Origin of the sequence: Aquimarina sp. Aq107, from assembly GCF_943733665.1 — a bacterium.
Lineage (GTDB): Bacteria > Bacteroidota > Bacteroidia > Flavobacteriales > Flavobacteriaceae > Aquimarina.
Map to the genome: position 1 here is coordinate 16,687 of NZ_OX030782.1, position 22,763 is coordinate 39,449.

At 32.6% G+C, this 22,763-nt stretch carries 20 protein-coding genes and 1 tRNA gene; 10 read left to right on the forward strand and 11 right to left on the reverse strand.

The window, feature by feature from the left end; all coding sequences use genetic code 11:
- Positions 1 to 194: 194 nt before the first annotated feature.
- From NMK29_RS00075 to NMK29_RS00090, 4 genes are all read left to right on the forward strand, one after another.
- Positions 195 to 491, forward strand: coding sequence for an STAS domain-containing protein (locus NMK29_RS00075; protein ID WP_108805082.1), 297 nt, complete (start codon positions 195 to 197; stop codon positions 489 to 491).
- Between the two features lie 24 nt (positions 492 to 515).
- Positions 516 to 815, forward strand: coding sequence for an STAS domain-containing protein (locus NMK29_RS00080; RefSeq protein ID WP_108805083.1), 300 nt, complete (start codon positions 516 to 518; stop codon positions 813 to 815).
- Positions 805 to 2,049 carry a sugar isomerase gene (locus tag NMK29_RS00085; protein ID WP_234424327.1) on the forward strand — a complete coding sequence of 415 codons (1,245 nt, stop codon included), beginning with the start codon at positions 805 to 807 and terminating at the stop codon, positions 2,047 to 2,049. Before NMK29_RS00080 ends, NMK29_RS00085 begins: the two co-directional genes overlap by 11 nt.
- A gap of 125 nt (positions 2,050 to 2,174) precedes the next feature.
- Positions 2,175 to 3,392, forward strand: a complete 1,218-nt coding sequence (locus NMK29_RS00090) for a glycosyltransferase (RefSeq protein ID WP_108805084.1) — start codon at positions 2,175 to 2,177, stop codon at positions 3,390 to 3,392.
- A 68-nt stretch (positions 3,393 to 3,460) separates the two neighbouring features.
- On the opposite strand, the gene NMK29_RS00095 is transcribed toward NMK29_RS00090, so the two are convergent.
- Genes NMK29_RS00095 through NMK29_RS00105 form a run of 3 tightly spaced genes read right to left on the reverse strand, consistent with a single transcriptional unit; the run spans position 3,461 to position 9,323 of the window.
- A complete protein-coding gene (locus NMK29_RS00095) occupies positions 3,461 to 5,002 on the reverse strand; it encodes a glycoside hydrolase family 2 TIM barrel-domain containing protein (RefSeq protein WP_108805085.1) in 1,542 nt (513 codons plus the stop codon).
- Positions 4,999 to 6,231 carry a hypothetical protein gene (locus NMK29_RS00100; RefSeq protein ID WP_108805086.1) on the reverse strand — a complete coding sequence of 411 codons (1,233 nt, stop codon included), beginning with the start codon at positions 6,229 to 6,231 and terminating at the stop codon, positions 4,999 to 5,001. The genes NMK29_RS00095 and NMK29_RS00100 overlap by 4 nt, the downstream gene beginning before the upstream one ends.
- Positions 6,231 to 9,323: a hypothetical protein gene (locus tag NMK29_RS00105; protein ID WP_108805087.1), complete on the reverse strand. Its 3,093-nt coding sequence runs from the start codon at positions 9,321 to 9,323 to the stop codon at positions 6,231 to 6,233. Before NMK29_RS00105 ends, NMK29_RS00100 begins: the two co-directional genes overlap by 1 nt.
- Before the next feature lie 202 nt (positions 9,324 to 9,525).
- Here NMK29_RS00105 and NMK29_RS00110 point away from each other — a divergent pair, with 202 nt between their 5' ends.
- Together NMK29_RS00110 and NMK29_RS00115 are read left to right on the forward strand one after the other, a co-directional pair.
- Positions 9,526 to 10,092: a glycosyltransferase gene (locus NMK29_RS00110; RefSeq protein WP_234424328.1), complete on the forward strand. Its 567-nt coding sequence runs from the start codon at positions 9,526 to 9,528 to the stop codon at positions 10,090 to 10,092.
- A gap of 203 nt (positions 10,093 to 10,295) precedes the next feature.
- Positions 10,296 to 11,264, forward strand: coding sequence for a type I phosphomannose isomerase catalytic subunit (locus NMK29_RS00115; RefSeq protein ID WP_108805088.1), 969 nt, complete (start codon positions 10,296 to 10,298; stop codon positions 11,262 to 11,264).
- Between the two features lie 114 nt (positions 11,265 to 11,378).
- Here the strand turns inward: NMK29_RS00115 and leuB are convergent, their stop codons facing one another.
- From leuB to leuC, 4 genes are all read right to left on the reverse strand, one after another.
- Entirely contained in the window at positions 11,379 to 12,437 is a 1,059-nt protein-coding gene (gene leuB / locus NMK29_RS00120) for a 3-isopropylmalate dehydrogenase (protein ID WP_108805089.1), read from the reverse strand.
- A 96-nt stretch (positions 12,438 to 12,533) separates the two neighbouring features.
- Positions 12,534 to 14,057, reverse strand: a complete 1,524-nt coding sequence (locus NMK29_RS00125; protein ID WP_108805090.1) for an alpha-isopropylmalate synthase regulatory domain-containing protein — start codon at positions 14,055 to 14,057, stop codon at positions 12,534 to 12,536.
- Positions 14,058 to 14,231: 174 nt separating this feature from the next.
- Positions 14,232 to 14,828: a 3-isopropylmalate dehydratase small subunit gene (gene leuD, locus NMK29_RS00130; RefSeq protein ID WP_108805091.1), complete on the reverse strand. Its 597-nt coding sequence runs from the start codon at positions 14,826 to 14,828 to the stop codon at positions 14,232 to 14,234.
- Between the two features lie 18 nt (positions 14,829 to 14,846).
- Positions 14,847 to 16,244, reverse strand: coding sequence for a 3-isopropylmalate dehydratase large subunit (leuC, locus tag NMK29_RS00135; protein WP_108805092.1), 1,398 nt, complete (start codon positions 16,242 to 16,244; stop codon positions 14,847 to 14,849).
- Between the two features lie 390 nt (positions 16,245 to 16,634).
- Between leuC and NMK29_RS00140 the strand changes: the two genes are divergently transcribed.
- Positions 16,635 to 16,707: transfer RNA gene (locus tag NMK29_RS00140), tRNA-Met, on the forward strand.
- Positions 16,708 to 17,008: 301 nt separating this feature from the next.
- On the opposite strand, the gene NMK29_RS00145 is transcribed toward NMK29_RS00140, so the two are convergent.
- The 4 genes from NMK29_RS00145 to NMK29_RS00160 are packed head-to-tail and all read right to left on the reverse strand — an operon-like array spanning position 17,009 to position 19,050.
- Complete coding sequence (locus NMK29_RS00145) at positions 17,009 to 18,082, reverse strand: hypothetical protein (RefSeq protein WP_108805093.1); 1,074 nt, start codon at positions 18,080 to 18,082, stop codon at positions 17,009 to 17,011.
- Positions 18,082 to 18,453: a hypothetical protein gene (locus NMK29_RS00150; protein ID WP_108805094.1), complete on the reverse strand. Its 372-nt coding sequence runs from the start codon at positions 18,451 to 18,453 to the stop codon at positions 18,082 to 18,084. The genes NMK29_RS00145 and NMK29_RS00150 overlap by 1 nt, the downstream gene beginning before the upstream one ends.
- 5 nt (positions 18,454 to 18,458) lie before the next feature.
- Positions 18,459 to 18,656, reverse strand: coding sequence for a hypothetical protein (locus tag NMK29_RS00155; protein ID WP_108805095.1), 198 nt, complete (start codon positions 18,654 to 18,656; stop codon positions 18,459 to 18,461).
- Between the two features lie 10 nt (positions 18,657 to 18,666).
- Complete coding sequence (locus tag NMK29_RS00160; RefSeq protein ID WP_108805096.1) at positions 18,667 to 19,050, reverse strand: hypothetical protein; 384 nt, start codon at positions 19,048 to 19,050, stop codon at positions 18,667 to 18,669.
- A gap of 578 nt (positions 19,051 to 19,628) precedes the next feature.
- Between NMK29_RS00160 and NMK29_RS00165 the strand changes: the two genes are divergently transcribed.
- From NMK29_RS00165 to NMK29_RS00175, 3 genes are all read left to right on the forward strand, one after another.
- Positions 19,629 to 20,210 carry a DUF4255 domain-containing protein gene (locus NMK29_RS00165; RefSeq protein ID WP_108805097.1) on the forward strand — a complete coding sequence of 194 codons (582 nt, stop codon included), beginning with the start codon at positions 19,629 to 19,631 and terminating at the stop codon, positions 20,208 to 20,210.
- Positions 20,211 to 20,271: 61 nt separating this feature from the next.
- A complete protein-coding gene (locus NMK29_RS00170) occupies positions 20,272 to 21,045 on the forward strand; it encodes a hypothetical protein (RefSeq protein WP_108805098.1) in 774 nt (257 codons plus the stop codon).
- A 71-nt stretch (positions 21,046 to 21,116) separates the two neighbouring features.
- Positions 21,117 to 22,748, forward strand: coding sequence for a phage tail sheath C-terminal domain-containing protein (locus NMK29_RS00175; protein WP_108805099.1), 1,632 nt, complete (start codon positions 21,117 to 21,119; stop codon positions 22,746 to 22,748).
- The last annotated feature ends 15 nt before the right edge of the window (positions 22,749 to 22,763 follow it).

A 22,763-nucleotide genomic window follows, 5' to 3' on the forward strand; every position in this document is an offset into this window, starting at 1 on the left:
AATTAGAGTACGGTTTTACAGTAATGTTCAAATAGTTAATATGTCTAAATTTACATAAGCTTGATTAATAGTTGTTTATACTTGATCTCCGGTTTTTTTACCATTCATCTATAGGAACTCGCATTCCATCTAAAGTTCGAGTTTACAACTAATAAGTATGCCCATCTTTGTAGTATAACCCAAAATAAAATAATATGGCCCTTAAAATTACTAATAACTACGGAATTTTTGAATTAGAAGGAAATGTTGAAGGAACAAATGCAATGTCACTAAAACATCATTTTGAACAATTAATGATTTCTTCCGAAAAGATGATTTTATCTCTAGAAAAAGTTAAGAGAATTGATGCCCACGGAATTCAGGTATTGACTAACTTATATAGAAGAGCAATCAAGAAAAATAAGATTTTCTATATGATCGGATCCGAAAACCATATGATTACTAAAGCCTTTGGTAAAGTTAATTATATGATTAGAAAAGATTTTGTTTAAAAAATAACCCCAAAATTAAAGATCATGGAATTAGAAATAAATAATGTCAATGGAAGAATAGAGGTAGTAGGAGATTTTACATCTCAAAATGTACATAAAGTGAAAGAACATTTTAATTACTTATTAGATCATTATGAAGAGGTAGTAATGTGTCTTAATAAAGTAAAGAAGATCGATGAAAAAGCTTTACCTGTTTTGAAAAAAATATATACTAAAGCTCAAAGAAGAAGTAAAGTATTATTTATCCTAGGGATAAGTAACAAAAAAGTTTTTAAATTTTTAAAAAGAAATAAACTTACACATATATATAGAAATGATTACTAGCACATTCATTCCAAAACTCACATCGGAACAAAAATTTATGCTTAGCGTTATTGTAGTTAATGCAGGAAATTATCTGTATAACTTATTGTTAGGGAGGATTTTAGGTCCAGAAATGTTTGCAGATGCCGCATTATTGATAACATTTTTGTTGGTGTTGTCTTTCGTAGCAATGACATTTCAATTAGCCACAGCAAAGTTTTCTGTTTTATTTGAGAATACTACTTTTAAGAGTTTTATTTCTTTAGCATATAAATATGCAGGTATTACTGGTATCGTAATAGGTGCAGCGATGATTGTTTTTGCTAAACAGTTGCAAGAACTTTTTAATACCAATTCTTCATTAATGTTTACCCTTTTTGGATTAGGAGTACCGATCTATTTTATAATGAGCGTAAACAGAGGTTTTTTTCAAGGTACAAAAAGGTTCGAGAAATTAGCTTGGACATATCAAGGGGAGATGTTTAGTCGTTTGATTATTACATTGTTGTTGATTTTTACGATTTCTCAAGTAAGCTCTTCGATTTTAGTAGTAACAGGTATTGTGATTTCATTCTTTTTTGGTCTATTACCTTTTAAGAAAGAGAACTTTTCGCTGCGTGCGACAAATGTGTTAAGTAAAGAACAAACGAGTCAGATTAGTAAGTTTTTCGTACTTACAGCTTTTTATGAGTTAACCCAAATAATAATTAATAATAGTGACATCTTATTAGTTAAGCACTATTTTACAGAATATGATGCTGGATTATATGCTTCTCTTGCACTTATAGGAAGAGTGGTGTATTTTGTAACTTGGATGTTCGTAATGCTTCTATTACCAGCCGTAATAGAAAAGAAAAAATTAGGAGAAGCTACAGCTCCAATTCTAGTTAAATATGTAGGATATGTAGTAGGATTGGCTTCTGTTGTTGTTTTAGGTTGTTATCTTTTTCCAGAATTTGCAATTCACGTTTTATTTGGTGACGCTTATTTATCCATGGCTCCATTACTTTGGAAATATGCAATTGCCACAGCATTGTTCGCAGTGTCTAACATATTTGCATATTATTTCTTGTCACTAGATCAATATATACCAGTAGTAGTTTCTGGGTTATTAGGAATTTCACAAATTTTATTGATCATATTTTTTCATAGCTCTTTGTTAGAAGTAGTATTGGTACAAATAATTGCAATGGCTGTTTTATTAGTTATTCAGCTAGCGTATTTCTTTTATAAATATGGGGAAAATTCAAACTAAATTAGTATATTTTACATTCGTCGACACAAAATTGCATCCCAACGAAAACAAATGCAGTTCTAAAGAGATAAAATACATCTTTGTGGTATCAATTTAGAACCCAAGTTTAATATAAATCTACAATCATGAAATTAGCAATTGTAACTGCTTATCCACCGAGTAAAGTAACATTAAATGAATATGCTTTTCATTTGGTAAAACATTTTAGACAACAAGAAGAGATAACAGAATTAGTGTTGTTAACTGATATTACAGAATCAGAAGCTAACATAGAGTTCGAAGAAGCAGGTTGTAAAGTGATTGTAAAGTCTTGCTGGAAATTTAATAGTTATAAAAATATAATATCGGTTATGAAAGCCGTTAAGCAAACAAAACCAGATGCGATTCTTTTTAATCTTCAATTTATGAAGTTTGGAGATAAGAAAATTGCAGCTGCTTTGGGTTTATTGTTGCCATTTTTGTGCAAAATAAAAAAGATTCCAACCGTTGTTTTACTTCATAATATTATGGAACAAGTGGATTTAGGTAAAGCTGGTTTTACAAATAATATTGTATTAAAAACCGTATTTAATTGGATCGGGACGATACTAACAAGGTTTGTATTAGCTTCTGATCGAGTAGCGGTGACTATTAGCAAATACGTCGATATTCTTGAAAAGAAATACAATGCCAAAAATGTAGTGCTTATTCCTCACGGTACTTTTGAGATTCCGGAAGAACCTTCTTATGATTTACCAGAAGGCCCACTTAAGGTGATGACATTTGGAAAATTTGGAACTTATAAAAAAGTAGAAATATTAATTGATGCGGTAAAAAAAGTAAGAGCTACTACTGGTGCTGATCTCGAAGTTGTTATTGCTGGTACCGATAACCCAAATACTCCTGGATATTTAGAACAGGTAAAAAACCAATATGATGATGTGCCGCAAGTAACCTTTACTGGATATGTAGAAGAGGAAGATGTTCCAGTAATTTTTGGAGAGAGTGCAATGGTCGTATTTCCTTATACATCTACTACAGGAAGTTCTGGTGTATTACATCAAGCAGGAAGTTATGGAAAAGCTGTAGTAATGCCTGATTTAGGAGACCTTAGTATATTAGTAAAAGAAGAAGGGTATAGAGGAGAGTTTTTTGACCCTAAAAGTACCGATAGTCTAGCTACCGCAATAGAAAAAATAGTAGTGGATACAACGTATAGAAATCAATTAGCAAAAGCAAATTATAAAGCAGCAACAGCATTCCCTATGAGTAGGATAACTAAAATGTACATAGATACATTTAAGAATATAAAGAGCGGGAAAAGCAAAAAGAATGAAAAAGAGTTACAAGGAGTATCTGTTTAAAATAGTACAGATATTATAACCTTATATTTAGTAATTAAGTGTTTATATGTTTTAATTAAAGATGTTTTTCAATAACTTATAAATTGAAAAGCATCTTTTTTATTTCCTTCAGAATCAATAAACCCAAAATGTTTCTGAGCATTTTTACGCCAAGGTAATCTACCAACTACTTCGGTAGGAATGTTATCAAAATCATATAATGTCCAAGACATATAGTGGAGTTTATTCTTTTGTATGATTTTTTGAAACTTCTCGTGATAAGAAGCTTGATCTTTTTCAGAATTCCCAAACGGTGCCCATAACCCTTTATTAGAAGATAAGCCAAATTCTTGCAATACTAAAGGTTTATTAATGGAAGATATCGTATTAAAAGATTCAGAAAAATTTTCTAAATCTCTGTAATAATGAAAAGATATAATATCTAATTCATCACTTAGTAAATTGGCGGATTCTATGGATGACCAACCAACCGTTATTGGATGGACACTATCTAAAGATCGTACTTGATGAGTCATTTCTTTTAACCAAGCGAGTACTGTTTCTTTTCTTCGACTCTCAAAATCTAAATTAGGCTCATTTTTAATATCCCAAACTAACAGTGCATTGTGATCTTTTATTGCATTAACAATTTGTTCTGCATGTTTATGTGTAAAAGTCCAATCGTCAATAGCATAATTTCCATAAAAATCAAAAAGAGTAACGACTGCTTTTAGTTTAGCATCTTCCGCAAGATCTAATACTTGTTTTAGCTTTTTAAGTTTTTCAGCTTTTACGTACTCTTTACCAAACTCTTCATACGGCACAAAAATTCTAATAGTATTAAGCCCTGCATTTTTAATAATTTCTAGATCCTTTCTAATAGTAGCGATTTCAAAATCATCACCAAACATATTCCAAGGGTTTTTTTGAGGATAATAATTGATTCCTTTTATCTGATAGGTACTACTATCAACTATAATTTTTTTGCCTTTGATGTATGGAGATTTCTTTTGTAGTACAGTATCTGGTTTTGATAAAGGTTGTTTAACTATATGACGAACTCTCCAGAACCCATCTTCTAGCAACATGGCTATTTTGTAATCAGAAGTATCTTTGGTTGCAAACTGTAATTCGTTTTCCTTAAAAAATTGAGTGTACGATGTTACGTTTTGATCCTCGAAAACTACTAATTGTCCATCAGCACTATAAAAATCTAAAGCCAAGTTATGATTTAGGGTAGTACTAACTACTTTTACCTTATTTTCGATATTAAATTCAATACCTTTTATCAAATTTTCACGAGCACTTTCTGTATAAAAATCAAAAATACCCAAAGAGTCATACGTTGTATATCCGACATTTCTAACATACCAAGAATTAATATAATCTTTTTGGATATCTACCATGGTTTGTTTCTCAATTGGTCTTGCGGGATTTATAGTGTCTTTCCAATTGACTTTAGGTATATACGCTTGCTTATTTTTTACACCAATATGAAGCATCATAGAACGATCCGCACCAGTATTGAGAAAAGATAATGTTTGACTTATACCAAAAAGGATAAGTCCATTTATGAATATAAATGAAATAATAATGAAAGACCTGTATATCATTTTATTTTGTTTCTTCATTCTAATACTATGTGATCGTATTTTTTATGTATTCCCATACCTGTAATTTCTATAGTGTACTCTCCTTTTGGGAAGAAATCCTCCGATAAATGGAACTCCACGAATCCTTTAGAAGAAAACTTAGTAAATGTTTCTATCAATGTTTCATTCCTATATACATCTAAAGAAATCATGGCGCCATCCGGTATAATTTGATTCATAAAGCTTAAGATAGCTCCTACTTTAATATTTCTTTTGTCTTCGGTAAAAGTGATTGTATAGTCTTTTACTGCAGGTTTAAATTCTAAAGTAAGTTTGTCACTTTCTGCCATTTCAGGGATAAAAGCTTGCGCAGTCCATAATGATGCTTTTGCAGGATGTATCATATATCCTCTTGCAACACCTTTAATAGTAGTTCCAGAAACTCGTAATAACGTATTATGATTGGTTAGAATACTGAATTCTACAATACGTCCATCACTTATAGTATTTCCATATTCATCTTTGATCTCAGAAGTAAAAAATTCCACAATTTGATTTCCATCAGCGTACTCGTGTTTTTTTGAAAGTTTTAATTTAAAATCTTGAGCTTGAGAAGGAAAAACATCAAGTGTAAATTCTTTTGAAGCTAAATTACCGGTGTTTGCACTGACAAGAATTCTTCCTGACTTTTGATAAGAATATATGTTTTTCCATGCAATGAAATCATTTATAAATAACTCAGAATCTTTTTCTAGATCTAAAAATTGATGCTTTATTGAGACTAACGTACTATCCTGAATTGGATTGTCGTATTGATCAGAAGGTATTAAGGTAAACATACTATAATCTATTCCTCCTGCTGTAATACTTGTCGGTCCTAAATATGATTCTAATGGTTCTTTAATAACTTTAGATGCTTTGATCTGTAAATTACCAGAGTAAATTACTTGTTGATCGTGGATTATTTTGTAGTTGATTAGTCCTCGTTTTTTAGATAAAAGATGAGGGATTTTAAAAACTAATGTATTTTCTTTTTCTTTAGGAGTAAGAATGGATACTCCATAAGAGCTTTCTATAATAAGAGAATAACCAGTAGGTTCAGTTGCTTTAAATTTCAAAACAATTTCTTCTCCCGCGGTATATGTATTTGTGTTATTTAATGCTACAACTGTAACTTTTTCGATATTCTTAATAATTGGGTTGCTTGTGGTAAACCCAACAATGAGTATCACTAAAAATAATAAATATGTATACGTTCTTAATTTCATTAATTAGGAGCTCCAATATAATTGTTAACCTCTATTTTTATAAAATGATAACCAGCTCCGTCTACTGGTATAAAGGAATAATCCTTTTGATTTCTTTTTCTATTTGGAGTTACCTTATGACTAATATCTTTATTAGGCAATCCGTTAATGTAGATATTCTCCATATCCTGACTTATAGATTTTAAATTGCTGATTTCTTTTAATGTATAGGTAAAGGGTCTTTTACGTTGGGGCCTGATTCCTTCTCTAACATAAGAATGATCTACCCAAATCAGTTCTTTTTTTTCATTATAATACGATATGATCAACTGGGGTATAGTAATTTCTTGTAAACCAGAATTAAATAAAATACCATGTACTTTATTTTTATCAACCATAACTTCAGAAAGAGCAAGTCCTTTATATAAATCTGTGGTAGCAACATTACCTGCACATTGTAAATTAAAAGTTATTGGAGAATCTGTAAGGTTTATAGCTGTAAATTCATCTGGATTAAAGGTTTCAGGTTTTTGTTCACCTTTGTTCATCCAAGCAATCCCCTCAAAATTAATCCTAAAACTTGTAATTTCTTTGGGTACCAGTTTATGTTTCATCTGATCTTTTGCATTATATGTAGCTAATTCTTGATTTTTGGAATTATAAAGTGTTGCTTTTATAATAACATCAGCGGGCACGTTATCAATGTTTTGTATTTCTCCAACTACTGTATAAACAGTATCATTTTTGATAAGATTTGCATTCAAAACCTCTAAAACAGGTTGTTTTAAAACATCTTCATGAAAGGTTTGCTCCGAGGATATTCTTCTTCTTCCGTGATTATAAAACTGAGTTTTGTTTTGCGAGAATAATTGATCTGGAGGAATATCAAGGTCATAATTTGGTGGTTTTATGAACCATTCTCTTCTATGTTTTATTAGCTCTAAGTAAAATACTTTGTCTATTCTTTCTAATGGAGTAATCCAATAAGTAATTGCTTTTGCCTTTGCAGTACTATCAGTTTGATCCAGAATACTGACATTAATCTCGTCCATTTTGGCGTATGAACTTAATAAGCCATCGGTTACAGCGATTTCTAACATATATTGATCTTCTTCTTTATCACTTTCGGGATCGATATAACTATATGCTCTTTTAAATTCTTTGAAATCAAGCGCATCATAATAGGCTTTTACTACATTTTCTGGACTTATTTGTGTAGCATTTTTGATGTAAAAAATATAACCGCCATAACTTATTATACATAAAAGTAGTACAGTCCAGATATGTTCTAACCGAATCATATAATTTTTGAAGCCTTTGTATTTTATTCCGTAGTTAAAAAAATCAGGCTGGTTTTGATCTCGGGTTTTAAGAGCTTGGATCCAAATTGTCTGAATATTAATAATAAATGCTAGTAAAACAGTTATGATTGGGATCAGACCCCACATTAGTTTTAATGGCAAGGCAACATCATCTTTGGGAATAATATTAGGTATTGGGGGAACATTTAATTTTTCCCAGACCATAATACCATTTTCCAATTGTCTTAACCGCTGCCATCCACAGAAATATAGAATAGGATCGTAAAATTTATCATTAGAAAACACATATTTCAAATTGTATTTTTCTGGCACGGTAAGAAACTGTTGTAACGAACCAATTCCTTCTACACCTCTAAACTTTGAGTTTTCTAATCTTTCGACAGCTCTAGAGGTTAATTCTGGAAGCCTTCTTGCAGAATGATAATTACCATCTACTGTCATTGCATTAGTTTGAGCAGATAACCAAGCCATTTGATCTCCAAAACCAAGTGGTAGATAACGCCAGTGATCATGCTGATCTTGTTTAAGAAAATTTAAAATGGGAAGCATTTTTATTTTCTGAGGTTGAGAAGGTCTAAAATATCCTAAACTCATAGTAAATATGCACACAAAAATATAAGCTCCGGCTAGAGATCCTCCTAAGATTCTATGATAAACGCTACCAAATTTTTTCTGTAAGGTTTCTTTAATATCTCCTTCTATAAAACGATAACAAAACTCTCCAAACATGGGTAAAGACATAATGGAAGCCCACAGTGTAAATCTATCTAGCGTTAGAATATTAAAAGCATTATCTCCTAGCAATGCTTTAGGAACAGGAGTTGTTCCTCCTGTTCCCAATATACTTAGTAACGTAAAAGATAAACCAAAAAATAAATATCTCTTACTGTAATATCGATAAAACAGATAAGGAAAAATAAATAAAAGTATGCCCCACGGAATCAAGAAAAAAACAAGTCCAGAAGAAGTTATTTCTATAAAATTATCTCTAGAACCATGTGGAATAGGAACCTGAGTAATTGGATTATTTTTAGTGTTTATCCAATATGGTAAAATACAGGAAATGATCAGTACCAGAGATCCCATACCAAAACCTACAATTCTCCAAAAAAGTTTAAAAAATGTATTTAAAAAAATTTTAAATCGAATCGCTTTATAAGAACCCACTTGGTCCCTAGCACTATCCATGATTACCATTCCGATGAGTGGAAATATAAAAAATACCATTCCGAAAATAGGAGTAACATGATGAGAAGTTACCGTAACTGCTAATAAGCTAAAAGCTCTTAGGAGGTATTTATAGTTACCTGTTTTGATCCATAAATAAATTTCTGGCAATGAATGCATTAGAACCGAAATTCCAATAATACTAGGTAATTGACCAAATATATGTAGGGTTTCTACAAAAGAAGAAGAGAACACAGCAACCAATGCAGCATAACCGGCAATATTTCTCTTACCGGTCATAAGTAGTGAAAACCGATATACACCTGTTATAAATAGAATGATAGCAATAATACCAACTGTAAACAGTCCAAACTTAAGACCTCCGATGAGTGATAATAGACCAATACTTTGGTGAACTAATGGAGGATATCCCATAACAGTAAAACCGGTATACCAACTATAGTTCCAAGGTTCGAACCAGCTAGTTGCATAATGATCTGCAAAAAACAAATGAATTAAAGCATCATAAGTAGTCTCTAAGGTAAAGAAGATAGTAGAACCGTGGAATAGAACTGCAATTAGCAGTGCACTGATTAAATATTTGTTTGTAATTCTTTTCTCCATTCAATAACCGTATGCGGAAACTTCCCTTTAAATATACGAGAAACTTTCTCTGGATTAAATATACAATAAAGCTTTGGGTTTCGACGAGTGGTACACCTTTCGATCAATACCATTCATCGAAAGCTTTTTTATAATGATCGAATTACACTAATTTGAGATAGCTACCTATGCTACTTTTGGTTTATAACCCAAAATAATGTCTATGACGACTGGAATAATTATACCATGCTATAATGAAGAAAAAAGATTAAACGTAAAGGCTTTTAAAAATTTTGTTAGTAAAGAAAATGATTACCATCTATGTTTTGTAAATGATGGTAGTAAAGACAACACGCTAAAGGTAATACAAGAAATCCAAGAAATAAATCCTTCTAAAGTAAGCATTGTTGATATGAAAAAGAACGGAGGGAAAGCAGCTGCTGTGCGAGCAGGCTCCCGATATTTATACAGTTTTGTAGAAATTGATTACATAGGATTTATTGATGCAGATCTTTCTAAGGATTTTGAAGATTTTGGAGACTTACTAAAGACTTTAAAAACAAACAATGAATTGAATTTTGTTTTTGGTTCGAGAGCTAAAAATGCATCAGAAGCAATAGAGAAAGATAATATAAGATCCTTGTTGTCTAAAGTGGTTAGTATACTGATTATTTTGATACTAGGATTGTCAATACAGGACACGCGATTCGGAGATAAAGTTTATAAAGCTGATTTAGTGCCTATTGACTTTGTAGAAAGCTTTTTGGGGTATAGATGTTTACTAGAATGAAGAAATATTTTGATAAAGAAAAAACTATAAAAAATTGTGCGCAACCGCCAAAAAATGACTTGAATACAGTGTTTTGCTGATAATACCAATTACAGAGTATATTATTACACGTAGACCCTTAGTGGAGATATTTAACGATTCTTTAGTGGCTATGGTAGCATATTAATAATGAACTAAATCTTATAACCTAAACCCTAGAAACCATGATTAACTATCCTATAAAATTCGAACCTATATTAAAAGAAAAAATATGGGGAGGTAATAAATTAAAAAACGTTCTACGCAAAAAGACAACTAAAAATAATGTTGGGGAGAGCTGGGAAATTTCGGATGTAAATAAAGATGTTTCTATTGTTTCTAATGGTATTGCTAGAGGTTCTAATTTAAGAGAGTTGATTAACTATTATCAATGTTCCTTGTTAGGCAAAAAGAATTATAAAGCTTTTGGAAATAAATTTCCATTATTAATAAAGTTTATAGATGCAGATAAAGATCTTTCGATTCAGGTACATCCAGATGATGAAATGGCTAAAAGAAAACATAATTCATTTGGTAAAACAGAAATGTGGTATGTAATGCAAGCCGATAAGAGTGCAAATCTTATAGTAGGTTTTGAAGAAAAAATATCTAAAAAAGAATATGTAGAACATTTAAATAATAACAGTTTAGAAAGTATTTTACATTATGAAAAAGTAAAATCTGGTGATTCATTTTTTATAAATGCAGGAAAAGTTCATGCAATTGGAGCAGGAGTTATGCTTGCAGAAATACAGCAAACCTCTGATATAACATACAGATTATACGATTGGAATAGGAAGGATACAAACGGAAATACGAGAGAATTGCATACTGCAGATGCATTAGAGGCTATAGAATTTAATAACAATAGAGATTTTAAAAAAACGTATCAAAAACTAACGAATATGACATCTAATATTGCTGAGTGTCCATATTTTACAACCAATTTTACAGCTGTTTCTGGAGAGTTTAAGAAAAATTATACTGCATTAGATTCATTTGTTGTGTATATGTGTACTAAAGGAGAAGGAAGAGTAACCGTAAATGGTCATTCTGAAACTGTAAAACAAGGAGAAACAGTTTTACTGCCTGCAATGGTGGATCAAGTGAAGGTAACATCAGATTATTGTGAACTATTAGAAGTTTTTATTTAATATCAGATTTAGGTAAGGAAAAGATAATAAATAAGTTGTTTCACGATTAATCGTAAAGAAGGAAAATCAGACAGTTTGAGAAAACTGTTAAATTTTCCTTTCTTTATTTTAAATTTAAATGTTTTGAGTAAGCCAATCTCCAACTTCACTAGTTTTATAAGCTTTCTTATCTCCAGCTAAATCTTCGGTTACAACACCTTCGTTTAATGATTTATCAACGACATTACGAATTGCCTGAGCTTCTTCTTGAAGTCCAAAAGCAGTTTCGAACATCATTGCTGCAGATAATACAGTAGCTAACGGATTGGCTATATCTTTTCCCGCAGCTTGTGGGTATGATCCATGAATAGGCTCAAACAATGCAGTTTTTTCTCCAAGAGATGCAGAAGGCATTAATCCCATAGATCCAGATATAACAGAAGCTTCATCCGTAAGAATATCTCCGAATAAATTTTCGGTAATTAATACATCATAAGAATTTGGCCATTGTACTAATCGCATGGCAACAGCATCCACAAATTCATAACTAACCTCAACTTCTGGATATTCTTTTTCCATAGCTTGTACAGTTTCTCTCCATAATCGAGATGATTCTAATACATTCGCTTTATCCACGCAACATAATTTCTTTTCACGTGTCATAGCCATCTCAAACCCTTTTTTGGCTAAACGTTTAACTTCTTCTCTTGTGTATGTACAGGTGTCATAGGCAGTATCCCCATTATCTTCTCGTCCTCTTTTTCCGAAGTAAATACCACTTGTTAATTCACGAAGAAATACTAAATCCGTTCCTTCTATACGCTCTTGTTTTAAAGGAGATTTGTCAATCAGTGAAGGAAAGGTAAAAGTTGGTCTTACATTAGCAAATAAACCTAGTTTTTGACGCATTTTAAGTAATCCCTGCTCCGGACGAACTTTTGCGGAAGGATCATTGTCAAATCGGGGATGGCCAATAGCTCCAAATAGAACAGCATCTGCATTCACACAAATTTCATGAGTTTCATCTGGATACGGTTCTCCTACAGCATCAATAGCAGCAGCACCAGTTAATGCCGATGTCCAATTTATTTGATGATCATATTTAGTGGCGATAGCATCGCAAACTTTTACCGCTTGATCTATTACTTCTGGTCCGATACCGTCTCCGGCAAGTAGTGCTATGTTTAATTCCATTTTTAATATTCTAAATTCTAGTATTTATTTTTTTATTACACGGAGTCTGTCTCTGCGTTGTTTATGTTTTTATTTAGGAGCTTTAAAATTGTTTTCTTATAGTTCTATAATATTCAACATTTTCTCTGTGGCTTTAATGGCAGAAACTGTTTGATCAGAATCCAAACCTCTGGTTACAAATTCTTTTGAGTCGGTTTTCCACGTAATTACAGTTTCACAAAGTGCATCAGAGTTACTTCCTGGCGGAATTCTAACGGCGTAATCTACAAGTTTAGGGAGTAATTTATCTTTTTGTTGATATACTTTTACTAAAGCATTCATAAAAGCATCATATTGCCCATCACCTTGGGAATGTTGCTCAATTACCTCATCATCCATTTTGATAGCAAGTGTCGCAGAAGGTTTTAAACCTTTAGCATGATTTAAGACATAAGATTTGATCTTTACTTTGTCTTGATACAATTTACTATCTAATACATCCGAAATGATATATGGCAAATCTTCTTGAGTTACAACTTCTTTTTTATCACCTAGTTTAATAATTTTCTGTGTGACTTTTTTGATATCTTCTGGACTCAATTTTAACCCTAATTCTTGAAGGTTTTTTTCAATATTGGCCTTGCCAGAAGTTTTTCCTAATGCATATTTACGTTTTCGACCAAAACGCTCTGGCATCAGGTCATTAAAGTACAGATTGTGTTTATTATCTCCATCAGCATGGATTCCTGCTGTTTGTGTAAATACGTTATCTCCTACCACAGGCTTATTTGCAGGAATTTTAAATCCAGAGAAGGTTTCTACCAGCTTACTTACTTTGTATAGTGCAGATTCTTTTACATTAATATTAATTTCAGGGAGATAATCATTGATAACAGCTACTACGCTTGCTAACGGTGCATTCCCTGCTCGTTCTCCCATGCCATTCATAGTAAGGTGCAGACCATTGACTCCAGCTTTTACTCCTTCTATTGCATTGGCAACTCCTAGATCATAGTCATTATGCGCATGAAAGTCAAAATGAATGTTTGGATATCTATTTCTTAAAGATGATAAATATGTATAAGCTTCAGAAGGCACAAGAACTCCCAAGGTATCTGGTAATAGTATTCTTTTTATTGGTTGTGTCGCTAAAAAATCAAGAAATTGATACACGTAATCAGGAGAATTACGCATACCATTGCTCCAATCTTCTAAATATACATTGGTGATAATTTCTTCTTGGGTTGCTTGTTTACAAGTAGTAGCGATATCTTCAAAATGTTGTTCTGGAGTTTTTTTTAATTGATATGTTAGATGATTTAGAGATCCTTTGGTTAGAAGGTTTTGAACTTTAGCTCCTGTATCCTTCATCCATTGGATAGATTTACCACCATCTACAAAAGTTAATATTTCTACTTGATCAATATATCCATTTTCTTTAGCCCAGTTAATAATGTTATTAACTGCTTCGAACTCACCTTCGGATACTCTAGCAGATGCTACCTCTATGCGATCTACACCTAATTCTTCGATGAGCAGTTGTGCAATCGTTAGTTTTTCTGAGGCAGAAAATGATATCCCAGAGGTTTGTTCACCATCTCGGAGCGTAGTGTCCATGATTTCTATTGATCGTTTACTCATGAGATATGTTTTTGCCTTAATTCTTATTTTTCTATGGATAAACTTTAATGATTTGTTGTGTTAGAGATACCAATAAAAATCCCATAACCTAAGGTATGAGGCGCAAGAAATTATATTGAATAGCTAAGTCCGTATGTCCGCTTTAGCGGAAGCGGGAACACCTAAATTATGTAATTAAAAAGGTCGTGCTTTTGCAAATTCTTGAATTTCCGACTTCATTTTAGTTAGATAATCGATATCATCATATCCATTAAGCATATTTTCCTTCTTGTAACTATTAATATCGAATGACTCTGATGCACCAGAATCTTTGATCGTAATTGTTTGCTGAGGTAGATTTACTTCAATTTCTGTATTAGGATTTACATCAATTGCTTTAAATATTTTTTCTAAAAATTCTGGACTGACTTGAACAGGTAAAACCCCTATATTAAGACAGTTACCTCTAAAAATATCTGCAAAAAAACTAGATACGACACATCTAAATCCATAATCATATACTGCCCAAGCAGCATGTTCACGAGAAGATCCTGATCCAAAATTTTTGCCTCCTACTAAGATTTTACCACTATAAGTTGGGTTGTTTAATACAAAATCTTCTTTTGGGGTATTATCGTTGTTATATCTCCAATCTCTAAATAGGTTGTCTCCAAAACCTTTACGTTCTGTAGCTTTTAGAAAACGTGCCGGAATAATTTGATCCGTATCTACATTTTCTATTGGTAGTGGTACAGCGGTAGAGGTTACTACATTAAATTTATCGTAAGCCATTTCGTTTATTCTTTATAATTATGCTAAAAGTGTTCTTGGATCTGTTACTACTCCGGTAACAGCGGTTGCAGCTGCGACTAAAGGACTAGCTAGTAAAGTTCTTGATCCAGGTCCTTGTCTTCCTTCAAAATTCCTGTTAGAAGTACTAACTGCTAGTTTTCCTGCCGGAATTTTATCTGCATTCATTGCCAGACATGCAGAACATCCTGGTTCCCTAAGTGTAAATCCAGCCTCGGTAATAATGTCTAAGATTCCTTCTTCTTTAATCAACCCTTCTACTTCATGTGATCCCGGTACTAACCAAGCAGTAATATTTTCTGCTTTCTTTTTTCCTTTAATAATAGAGGCAAAAGCTCTAAAATCTTCAATTCTGCCGTTGGTACAACTTCCTAAGAATACATAATCTACGGGTTTACCAATCATAGAATCTCCTTCATTAAAATCCATATAGCCTAAAGATTTTTTATAGGTAGCGACACCTCCTTCTACGGTTGATGCATCAGGGATATGATTGGTGATACCAATTCCCATTCCCGGATTGGTACCATAGGTGATCATAGGCTCGATAGCTGCACCATCAAAAGTAAGTTCTTTATCAAAAACTGCATCTTCATCTGTTTTAAGAGTTTGCCAATATTCCATAGCCATATCCCAGGCATCTCCTTTCGGTGTTAATGGTCTTCCTTTAATGTAATCAAATGTTTTTTGATCTGGAGCAATCATTCCACCACGCGCACCCATTTCGATACTTAGATTACAAACAGTCATACGACCTTCCATTGTCATATTTCTAAAAACATCACCAGCATACTCTACAAAGTAACCGGTAGCACCAGAAGTTGTTAGTTTAGAGATGATATACAAAGCAACATCTTTTGGTGTAACCCCAAAACCAAGTTCACCATTTACATTGATTCGCATTTTTTTTGGCTTTGGTTGCATTATACATTGTGTGGATAACACCATTTCTACTTCTGACGTTCCTATACCAAAAGCAATAGCACCAAAAGCACCATGAGTAGAAGTGTGCGAATCACCACAAACAATAGTTGCTCCTGGTAATGTGATACCGTTTTCTGGTCCAACAACATGAACAATTCCATTTTTTTGATGCCCTAATCCCCAATGCGAAATCCCCCAGGCAGTAGCGTTTTCTTCTAGCGCTTTTAATTGATTGGCAGATAATGGATCTTCTACAGGTAAGTGTTGGTTTATAGTTGGTGTATTATGATCTGCAGTTGCAAAAGTACGTTCTGGATATAAAACAGTATTCCCTCTACTTTTTAAACCCAAAAAAGCCACAGGACTAGTTACTTCGTGAATGAAATGGCGATCAATAAAAAACACATCAGGTCCATTCTCAATGTTTCTTACTACGTGTGAATCCCACACTTTGTCAAATAACGTCTTACTCATTTTTATGATCTTTACTACTATATAGATGATGTATTTAGCATCTTCTTATTAAAATGTTAAAAAGGAGGTAAATTTACGAGTTACGATAGATTTCAGCTAATAAAATGATAAAGTCTGATGTAGTTTTGAGCATATCTCAATTTTTGCTATAATTTTAGATAATTTGACAAAAAAGATGTGGGTTTTAGCGAATACTTTTATTTTTTATTGGAGTATATGATTTAAAATCAAGGTGTAAGAAAAGTTAGTGTAAAAAAAATGTTAGTTTTTGTTAATTATCCTTTGTAAAGCTAAAAAAGGTTGTATATTTGCCGTCCGCAAGGGATAATAAGTAGTTTGTCGAGCTCATAACTCGAAGTTTAAGAGACAAGTAAATTACAAATTATATATCGCGGGATAGAGCAGTAGGCAGCTCGTCGGGCTCATAACCCGAAGGTCACAGGTTCGAGTCCTGTTCCCGCTACTACAATAACCACTTCATTTTGAAGTGGTTATTTTTGTTTATGAATATTATTTCTTTTCGAAAATCATGAAATTTTAACGTTTACGTACCGCAAATTTCAGTTTTTGGCTCTGAGAGCATTTTTCGTTAGTTATTTAACTAATTATTAAAAAAACATTAAAATCATTATTTATGGTTATTACTAAGGTCAAATATTTAATAAATTTATTCTGCAACAGTAAAGAAAGATATTATATAATCTGGATGTAATAAGTATTGTATTGACTTTATTATTTGTATTTGAAAAAGAAAGCCCTAAATGTTATTTCTTTAGTCTTGATTTGTCAGAAATCCCCATTCTAAGCCCCGAAAGAAGTTGAATTCCATCACTACCAACAATTCGGTTAACATCTTCCCCTACACCAGCAACTGCCCAAATTCCATTTGACACTTTAAATTCTATACCCGCAGTCCAAGAAAAGAAATCATCTGTTTCAACCATGACATTACTTTCAAAATCATCTTTATTTAAGAGAGGTTTTAAACTAGCTTCAGCAAATAAATTATAGGACTTGCTGCCTATTAAAAATTTTCCGCCAAATTCCAATTCTTTCATCATCATAGCTGTTTCGTCATTATACTCTTCAGACCATTTTGCCAAATAACTAAATTGCCCCCAGCTTTTTAGAGGAAAACCTCCACTTAACCATACTTGATGCCCAATGGATTCTCCTTCAGACACCTCTGAACCTCTAAGTCTTGTGCCTCCAGCATATGCAATTGACATCCAACTGGCATTCCATTTTTCTTTTGTAAAAGAATCTGCAATAGGTTTCTCTTTTTCTTTTAAACATTTTTTAAATTCATCATCAGTTACTGTTTCGGTAGGAGATTGTGGTCCGCAATCTGACATCAAATCTTCAAATTCATTAATGAAATCTTGGTTAGTCATTGGGTCAGAGTTATCAAAAATAACGAATCGAATCCCCCAACCTAAATCTGTATTAGTGGAATCACCGGAGGTTGCAATCGTACCTAAGGATAGCTGAGTATTATAGAGTATATATTTTAATCTATTATTACGATACTCATCTGGGGCAATGTTTATTTGAAGATATTCAGTCGGCATAACTTCGATAGCTAGCCCCTGTTTTATATTTCCATTTTCATCGATTCCATTATAAAGACTTGCGGCGAGTTTTTTAATATTTGAAGGTCTTGATATATCTGTAGCATCAGAAGAAATAAGTTCTAGAGCTGGAATTGCTGGAATAGAAAATTCTGTCGAAATCTCCTCAGCTTTTTCGGTTTTTTCTTCTTCTTTTATGCCTTCAAGATTTTGTGAAAATGCTAGATTTCCAAAAAGTAATATAACTAAGGTTAAATAATTTTTCATTAGTTTTTTAATTTAAATGTTACTGACTCTAACCTTTGTGCTATTCCATCATCATCAACCCTCCCTTTCTCTATCATAATACCATCAATCAATGTAATGTTATTCTGACTTAAGATGATTGAGACATCAAACCTACTCTGTGGTTTGTCGCTACCAATTCCAAGCCAATAAGCAAATTCGGCACCTTTTTTAGCTTCAAATTCTCCAGCATCAACAATATCATCTGATAAACCTCCTTCGGCAACAATCTGCCAGTCTTCACCACTTTGTTTAGTCCAAAGCCTATATGCTACAGCATGTGGTGTTTTAAGTACAATATTCCAAATCACCTTGGAATCTTCATTTCTCAAAATTGGGTCTTTTTGTGCCATATCTTTTATGTTTTTGGATTTAATGGAGGAGCCATCTTTTCTAGTAGTTTAGTGCCCGAAACAACCTTATGAGGTCTATCAGGACATAGTATTAAGAGTTTTTCTATTAGCTCATTCCGTTTCTTTTTTGTTGTAATAGCTGGTGAACTAGGGCATAAACTTTCTAGCTTTCGTATCAACTTATTTTTAACTGCTTTATCCATAATAATCGATTTAGTTCTCTCTATATTTTTCTGCCATATTCCTTAGCTTATTTAAATTTTGGGTCTCAAAATTTACACTGTCTGGTGTAGATGGAGCCACAGGTAACTTATCTAGTATTTCTTTCGCTAATTCATTCTTTTCTCTTTTAGCCTTGTCCTCGTTTTTTTCTGCTGTTATTACTCTAGACCTATTAACCTCATTTCCGAAAATAAATCCAACAGCAGCAAATACTATAGCTTCGACACTGCCAAAAATATATACTAGTTTTAACCATTCTTCATCAGAAGTTTTTGTTTTTTCTGTCATAAAGGATATAAAAAAAGCATATCCTAAGAGAATTATTCCTGCGATAATCCAAGGTACATAAGCTCTTAGTTTTTCGATAAGTGTCATAACTTTTTATTTAGAGTAAATAATTTAGATTTTAAATGCTCTTTTAATGTTTATTTCAAAAGCGATATAGCATTTAATCAGTTATAAACCAATATTATGTAATTTATCTTTTTATGTAAATACCCATTAAAGGGTATTTTCCCTAAAACTATTAAACATAAAAACGTGAATCAGCACGTATAAATACCTGTTTATCAATGTTTAATAAGTTGTTTCGGAAGTTGTAAGCCAGTATGGAGTTTTTAATTAACTGGTTAGATATTTCAATCTCTCCCGCTACTAAGAAAAGCTTCACAGAAATGTGAAGCTTTTTTTTATTGTCTTCCTAGAACATACCTAAAAATAAGTGCTCGTTTTTTAATGCTATTAATAAGATTACTTGATCTTGTGTACCTACGGGTAGTGTATGTAAATTAACAGGGTAACTCCTTTCATGGTGTCGGAAAAGTTATATAGCTTACTCATTTTTCCCCAATATAATGTCGGAAATATCCGCAGATTTGGCGTGTTTTTTCTACAAGTTGATATTCTTCTTGAACTACTTTTGAAACATCAAAAATCAATAAACCTATCACACCATGGTCGATGTTGTATTAACCGTTTTAAAGGATAAACTCAATGAATATTTTAAAAATGTAGTAGGTGCTACAGAATCTAATCTTATAGACTTTATAAGTACGAATAATAACGATCCTGTTTCTTTTACTAATGATAAAATAACTCCTTTTCTCATTAATATTTCTGAAGATAGAAAATTTAGAAATGCCGATCAATATACTGGTGTGGTAAGAAATGGTATCAAAACCCAGGCGAATCCTGAAATCAGAATTGAGTTATTGATTTTGTTCGTATCTAAATTCAATAAATATGATCAAGCACTCAAGTTTTTATCACATGTCATTAAGTTTTTTCAGGTCAACAGAATCTTCGATCCTCTAAATTCACCTCAATTATCGGATGAAAATATAGAGAAGTTGATCGTAGAATTAATATCACTCCCATTAGAAGAACAAAATCAAGTATGGCATTCTTTAAACACATCCTATCTACCATCGGTTTTATATAAAGTGCGTTTACTGTCTTTTATCGATGATCAAAGTATGGAGTTCGTGGGAGAACCAATATCCACAACGAATCTTAATCTTCATCAAAAAGTATAAGCTTTTAGTAAAGAATATATCTATAAACAAGCCCAATATCACGAATTAAATAAAGTATAAAATGGAATATCGCGAATTTTTTGACATAGAGGTTGTTCACCCTGTTTTATCAGAATCTAATGATGTAGTGCTTGTCCCGAAAAATGAAACGAGAAAACACCTAAGCAACCTTGGATTTGTGGTAAAGAATACAGAAAAAGGAATAAAGATTTTAGCTCCTATGTTTCGAAGAAATGGCGATTTTCAGCCTTTGAGCGAAGATGACAACTTTACTTTTTATATATATCCCACTTCTGATGTTACTCAGGAGGTTACAGATTTTTCTGAAATAGATGAAGGTAATATGATCTTATTTTCTAATCAAGATCTTCCAGAAAACAGTCAGGAATTAATAAGTAGCCAAGTAGTAAAGGAAGGGATTTTTGGAGGATATCCTGCATTAGGTAGTATTCAAATTATAGGTCATAAAATTAATCTTACTTCTTTAGAACAACCGATAAAATTTAAAGCTGTATTTGGAGCAAAGTCGATAAAGTGGAAGTACTATTTTGTATCCAATACTGAAGATATTGATATCAGTTTGGAGTCTAGAGATAATCAAATCAGTTTCAATGAAGTGGTGGTCGATGAAAACATAACGGACCAGATTATAAATTCTATTCAATTAAATTTCCCCAATACCCAAGTTAAAATTTTCGAATCTAAAGATTTGGTTCCCTATAGTAACAAACCCATTAAGAATATAAAACTACTTCAAAACGGTGATGTTCTTATCAATCATTTACCCAATCCGCGAGCAGAACAACAAGGAATCCAAATAATTAAAATTAAGTAAGAAAAGGCATTTCGAGAGAATCAATTGATTTTTTAGAAAAGCCCATTATAAACATGTAAAACTATTAGAATATGTCTAGATTTTTAACACCAGATGTGTACACTGAGGAGGTACCTCTATTACCACAATCTGTAGCAGAAGTTTCCACTGCGGTGCCAGCTTTTATTGGATATACGGAAAAAGCAGTAAAAAACGGAAAAGATATTAGAAACAAAGCGATTAGAGTATCTACTCTATTAGAGTTTAAAGAAGCTTTTGGAGGTGCACAATCAGCATCTTTTAAGGTAAGCATTTCGGATGATGATGCTGTAGAAAATATAGAAGTAGAAGCTCCGAAGCATACTTTATATCATGCAATCGATTTATATTTTAAAAATGGTGGTGGTGATTGTTATATCATTTCAGTAGGAAATTATAATGATGATTATGATAAGGAATCATTCTTAAATGGGTTAGAAGTTTTGAGTAAGGAAGACGAACCTACTCTGATTATGCTTGGAGAAGCAACAAAATTAGATGCGCCCGATTATCATGAAGTATGTCAAAATGCCTTGGCACAGTGCCAGGATTTAAAGGACAGGTTTTGCATTTTCGATATTAAAAAAGATGATGAAAACGGAACATCTTTTAGAGATGGAATAGGTACAAATAATCTAAAATATGGTGCTGCTTATACCCCATATTTACAAACATCACTTACCTATCGTTATGAAGAAGATCTTGTAGAAGTATCAGGTTCTTCGGCAACTGAAACCCTACAATTAGAAATAGCTGGCGCGATTAGAGTTGAATACAATGGATCTTCTCAAGATGCACCAAAAGTTAAGATTAATAAAGGAACAGGGAGCATACCTTCTTTTAGTATTGCTGACGCTATATTAACTATGAATGTTGGAGAAGGAACTCCTGCTAGTGAGATTATAAATGAATGGAATACATTTTCAAACAAAGGTGATTTTGATATTATTTTGTTAGATGGAGCAACAGTTGTAGAATCTTCTACAGGAACCACTGATCTTATTACTACTGGTGGTGATAATGCTTCTGTTAGTTTATCAACTTTCAAGGAATCTCGTTCTGAGTTATACAGCAGAATTATCAGTGAAGTATCAAAACAACGTATCACTTTACCACCAAGTGCGGCAGTAGCTGGTGCATATGCTACCACAGACAGAGAAAGAGGTGTATGGAAAGCACCAGCAAACGTAAGTTTAAATGCTGTTATCGGTCCTATCTCGAAAATTACTTCTAAAGATCAGGAAAAGCTAAATGTAGATGCTACAAGTGGTAAATCCATCAATGCTATACGAAGTTTTGTTGGAAAAGGAACCATGATTTGGGGAGCTCGTACACTAGCTGGAAATGACAATGAATGGCGATATGTACCAGTACGAAGATTATTCAATATGATAGAAGAATCTACCAAGAAAGCATCTCAGTTTGCAGTTTTTGAATCTAACGATGCCGTGACTTGGTTGAAGATGAAGGCTATGATCGAAAGTTTTTTATACGGAGTTTGGCAACAAGGTGGATTAGCTGGAGCGACAGAAGAGCAAGCATATTTTGTGAATATCGGATTGGGTAAAACCATGACGCAACAAGATATTTTAGAAGGAAAGATGATTGTAGAAATTGGATTAGCAGCTGTGCGTCCTGCAGAGTTTATCATACTGAAATTCTCTCATAAACTACAAGAAGTATAATTAGCGTACAAAATT

Coding starts and splice junctions, on each gene's coding strand:
- NMK29_RS00170 (WP_108805098.1), top strand. CDS start 20,272: ATGGAATATCGCGAATTTTTTGACATAGAGGTTGTTCACCCTGTTTTA.
- NMK29_RS00090 (WP_108805084.1), top strand. CDS start 2,175: ATGAAATTAGCAATTGTAACTGCTTATCCACCGAGTAAAGTAACATTA.
- NMK29_RS00085 (WP_234424327.1), top strand. CDS start 805: ATGATTACTAGCACATTCATTCCAAAACTCACATCGGAACAAAAATTT.
- NMK29_RS00115 (WP_108805088.1), top strand. CDS start 10,296: ATGATTAACTATCCTATAAAATTCGAACCTATATTAAAAGAAAAAATA.
- NMK29_RS00100 (WP_108805086.1), bottom strand. CDS start 6,231: ATGAAATTAAGAACGTATACATATTTATTATTTTTAGTGATACTCATT.
- NMK29_RS00155 (WP_108805095.1), bottom strand. CDS start 18,656: ATGGATAAAGCAGTTAAAAATAAGTTGATACGAAAGCTAGAAAGTTTA.
- NMK29_RS00160 (WP_108805096.1), bottom strand. CDS start 19,050: ATGACACTTATCGAAAAACTAAGAGCTTATGTACCTTGGATTATCGCA.
- NMK29_RS00150 (WP_108805094.1), bottom strand. CDS start 18,453: ATGGCACAAAAAGACCCAATTTTGAGAAATGAAGATTCCAAGGTGATT.
- NMK29_RS00110 (WP_234424328.1), top strand. CDS start 9,526: ATGACGACTGGAATAATTATACCATGCTATAATGAAGAAAAAAGATTA.
- NMK29_RS00080 (WP_108805083.1), top strand. CDS start 516: ATGGAATTAGAAATAAATAATGTCAATGGAAGAATAGAGGTAGTAGGA.
- leuB (WP_108805089.1), bottom strand. CDS start 12,437: ATGGAATTAAACATAGCACTACTTGCCGGAGACGGTATCGGACCAGAA.
- NMK29_RS00105 (WP_108805087.1), bottom strand. CDS start 9,323: ATGGAGAAAAGAATTACAAACAAATATTTAATCAGTGCACTGCTAATT.
- leuC (WP_108805092.1), bottom strand. CDS start 16,244: ATGAGTAAGACGTTATTTGACAAAGTGTGGGATTCACACGTAGTAAGA.
- NMK29_RS00095 (WP_108805085.1), bottom strand. CDS start 5,002: ATGAAGAAACAAAATAAAATGATATACAGGTCTTTCATTATTATTTCA.
- NMK29_RS00165 (WP_108805097.1), top strand. CDS start 19,629: ATGGTCGATGTTGTATTAACCGTTTTAAAGGATAAACTCAATGAATAT.
- NMK29_RS00145 (WP_108805093.1), bottom strand. CDS start 18,082: ATGAAAAATTATTTAACCTTAGTTATATTACTTTTTGGAAATCTAGCA.
- NMK29_RS00175 (WP_108805099.1), top strand. CDS start 21,117: ATGTCTAGATTTTTAACACCAGATGTGTACACTGAGGAGGTACCTCTA.
- leuD (WP_108805091.1), bottom strand. CDS start 14,828: ATGGCTTACGATAAATTTAATGTAGTAACCTCTACCGCTGTACCACTA.
- NMK29_RS00125 (WP_108805090.1), bottom strand. CDS start 14,057: ATGAGTAAACGATCAATAGAAATCATGGACACTACGCTCCGAGATGGT.
- NMK29_RS00075 (WP_108805082.1), top strand. CDS start 195: ATGGCCCTTAAAATTACTAATAACTACGGAATTTTTGAATTAGAAGGA.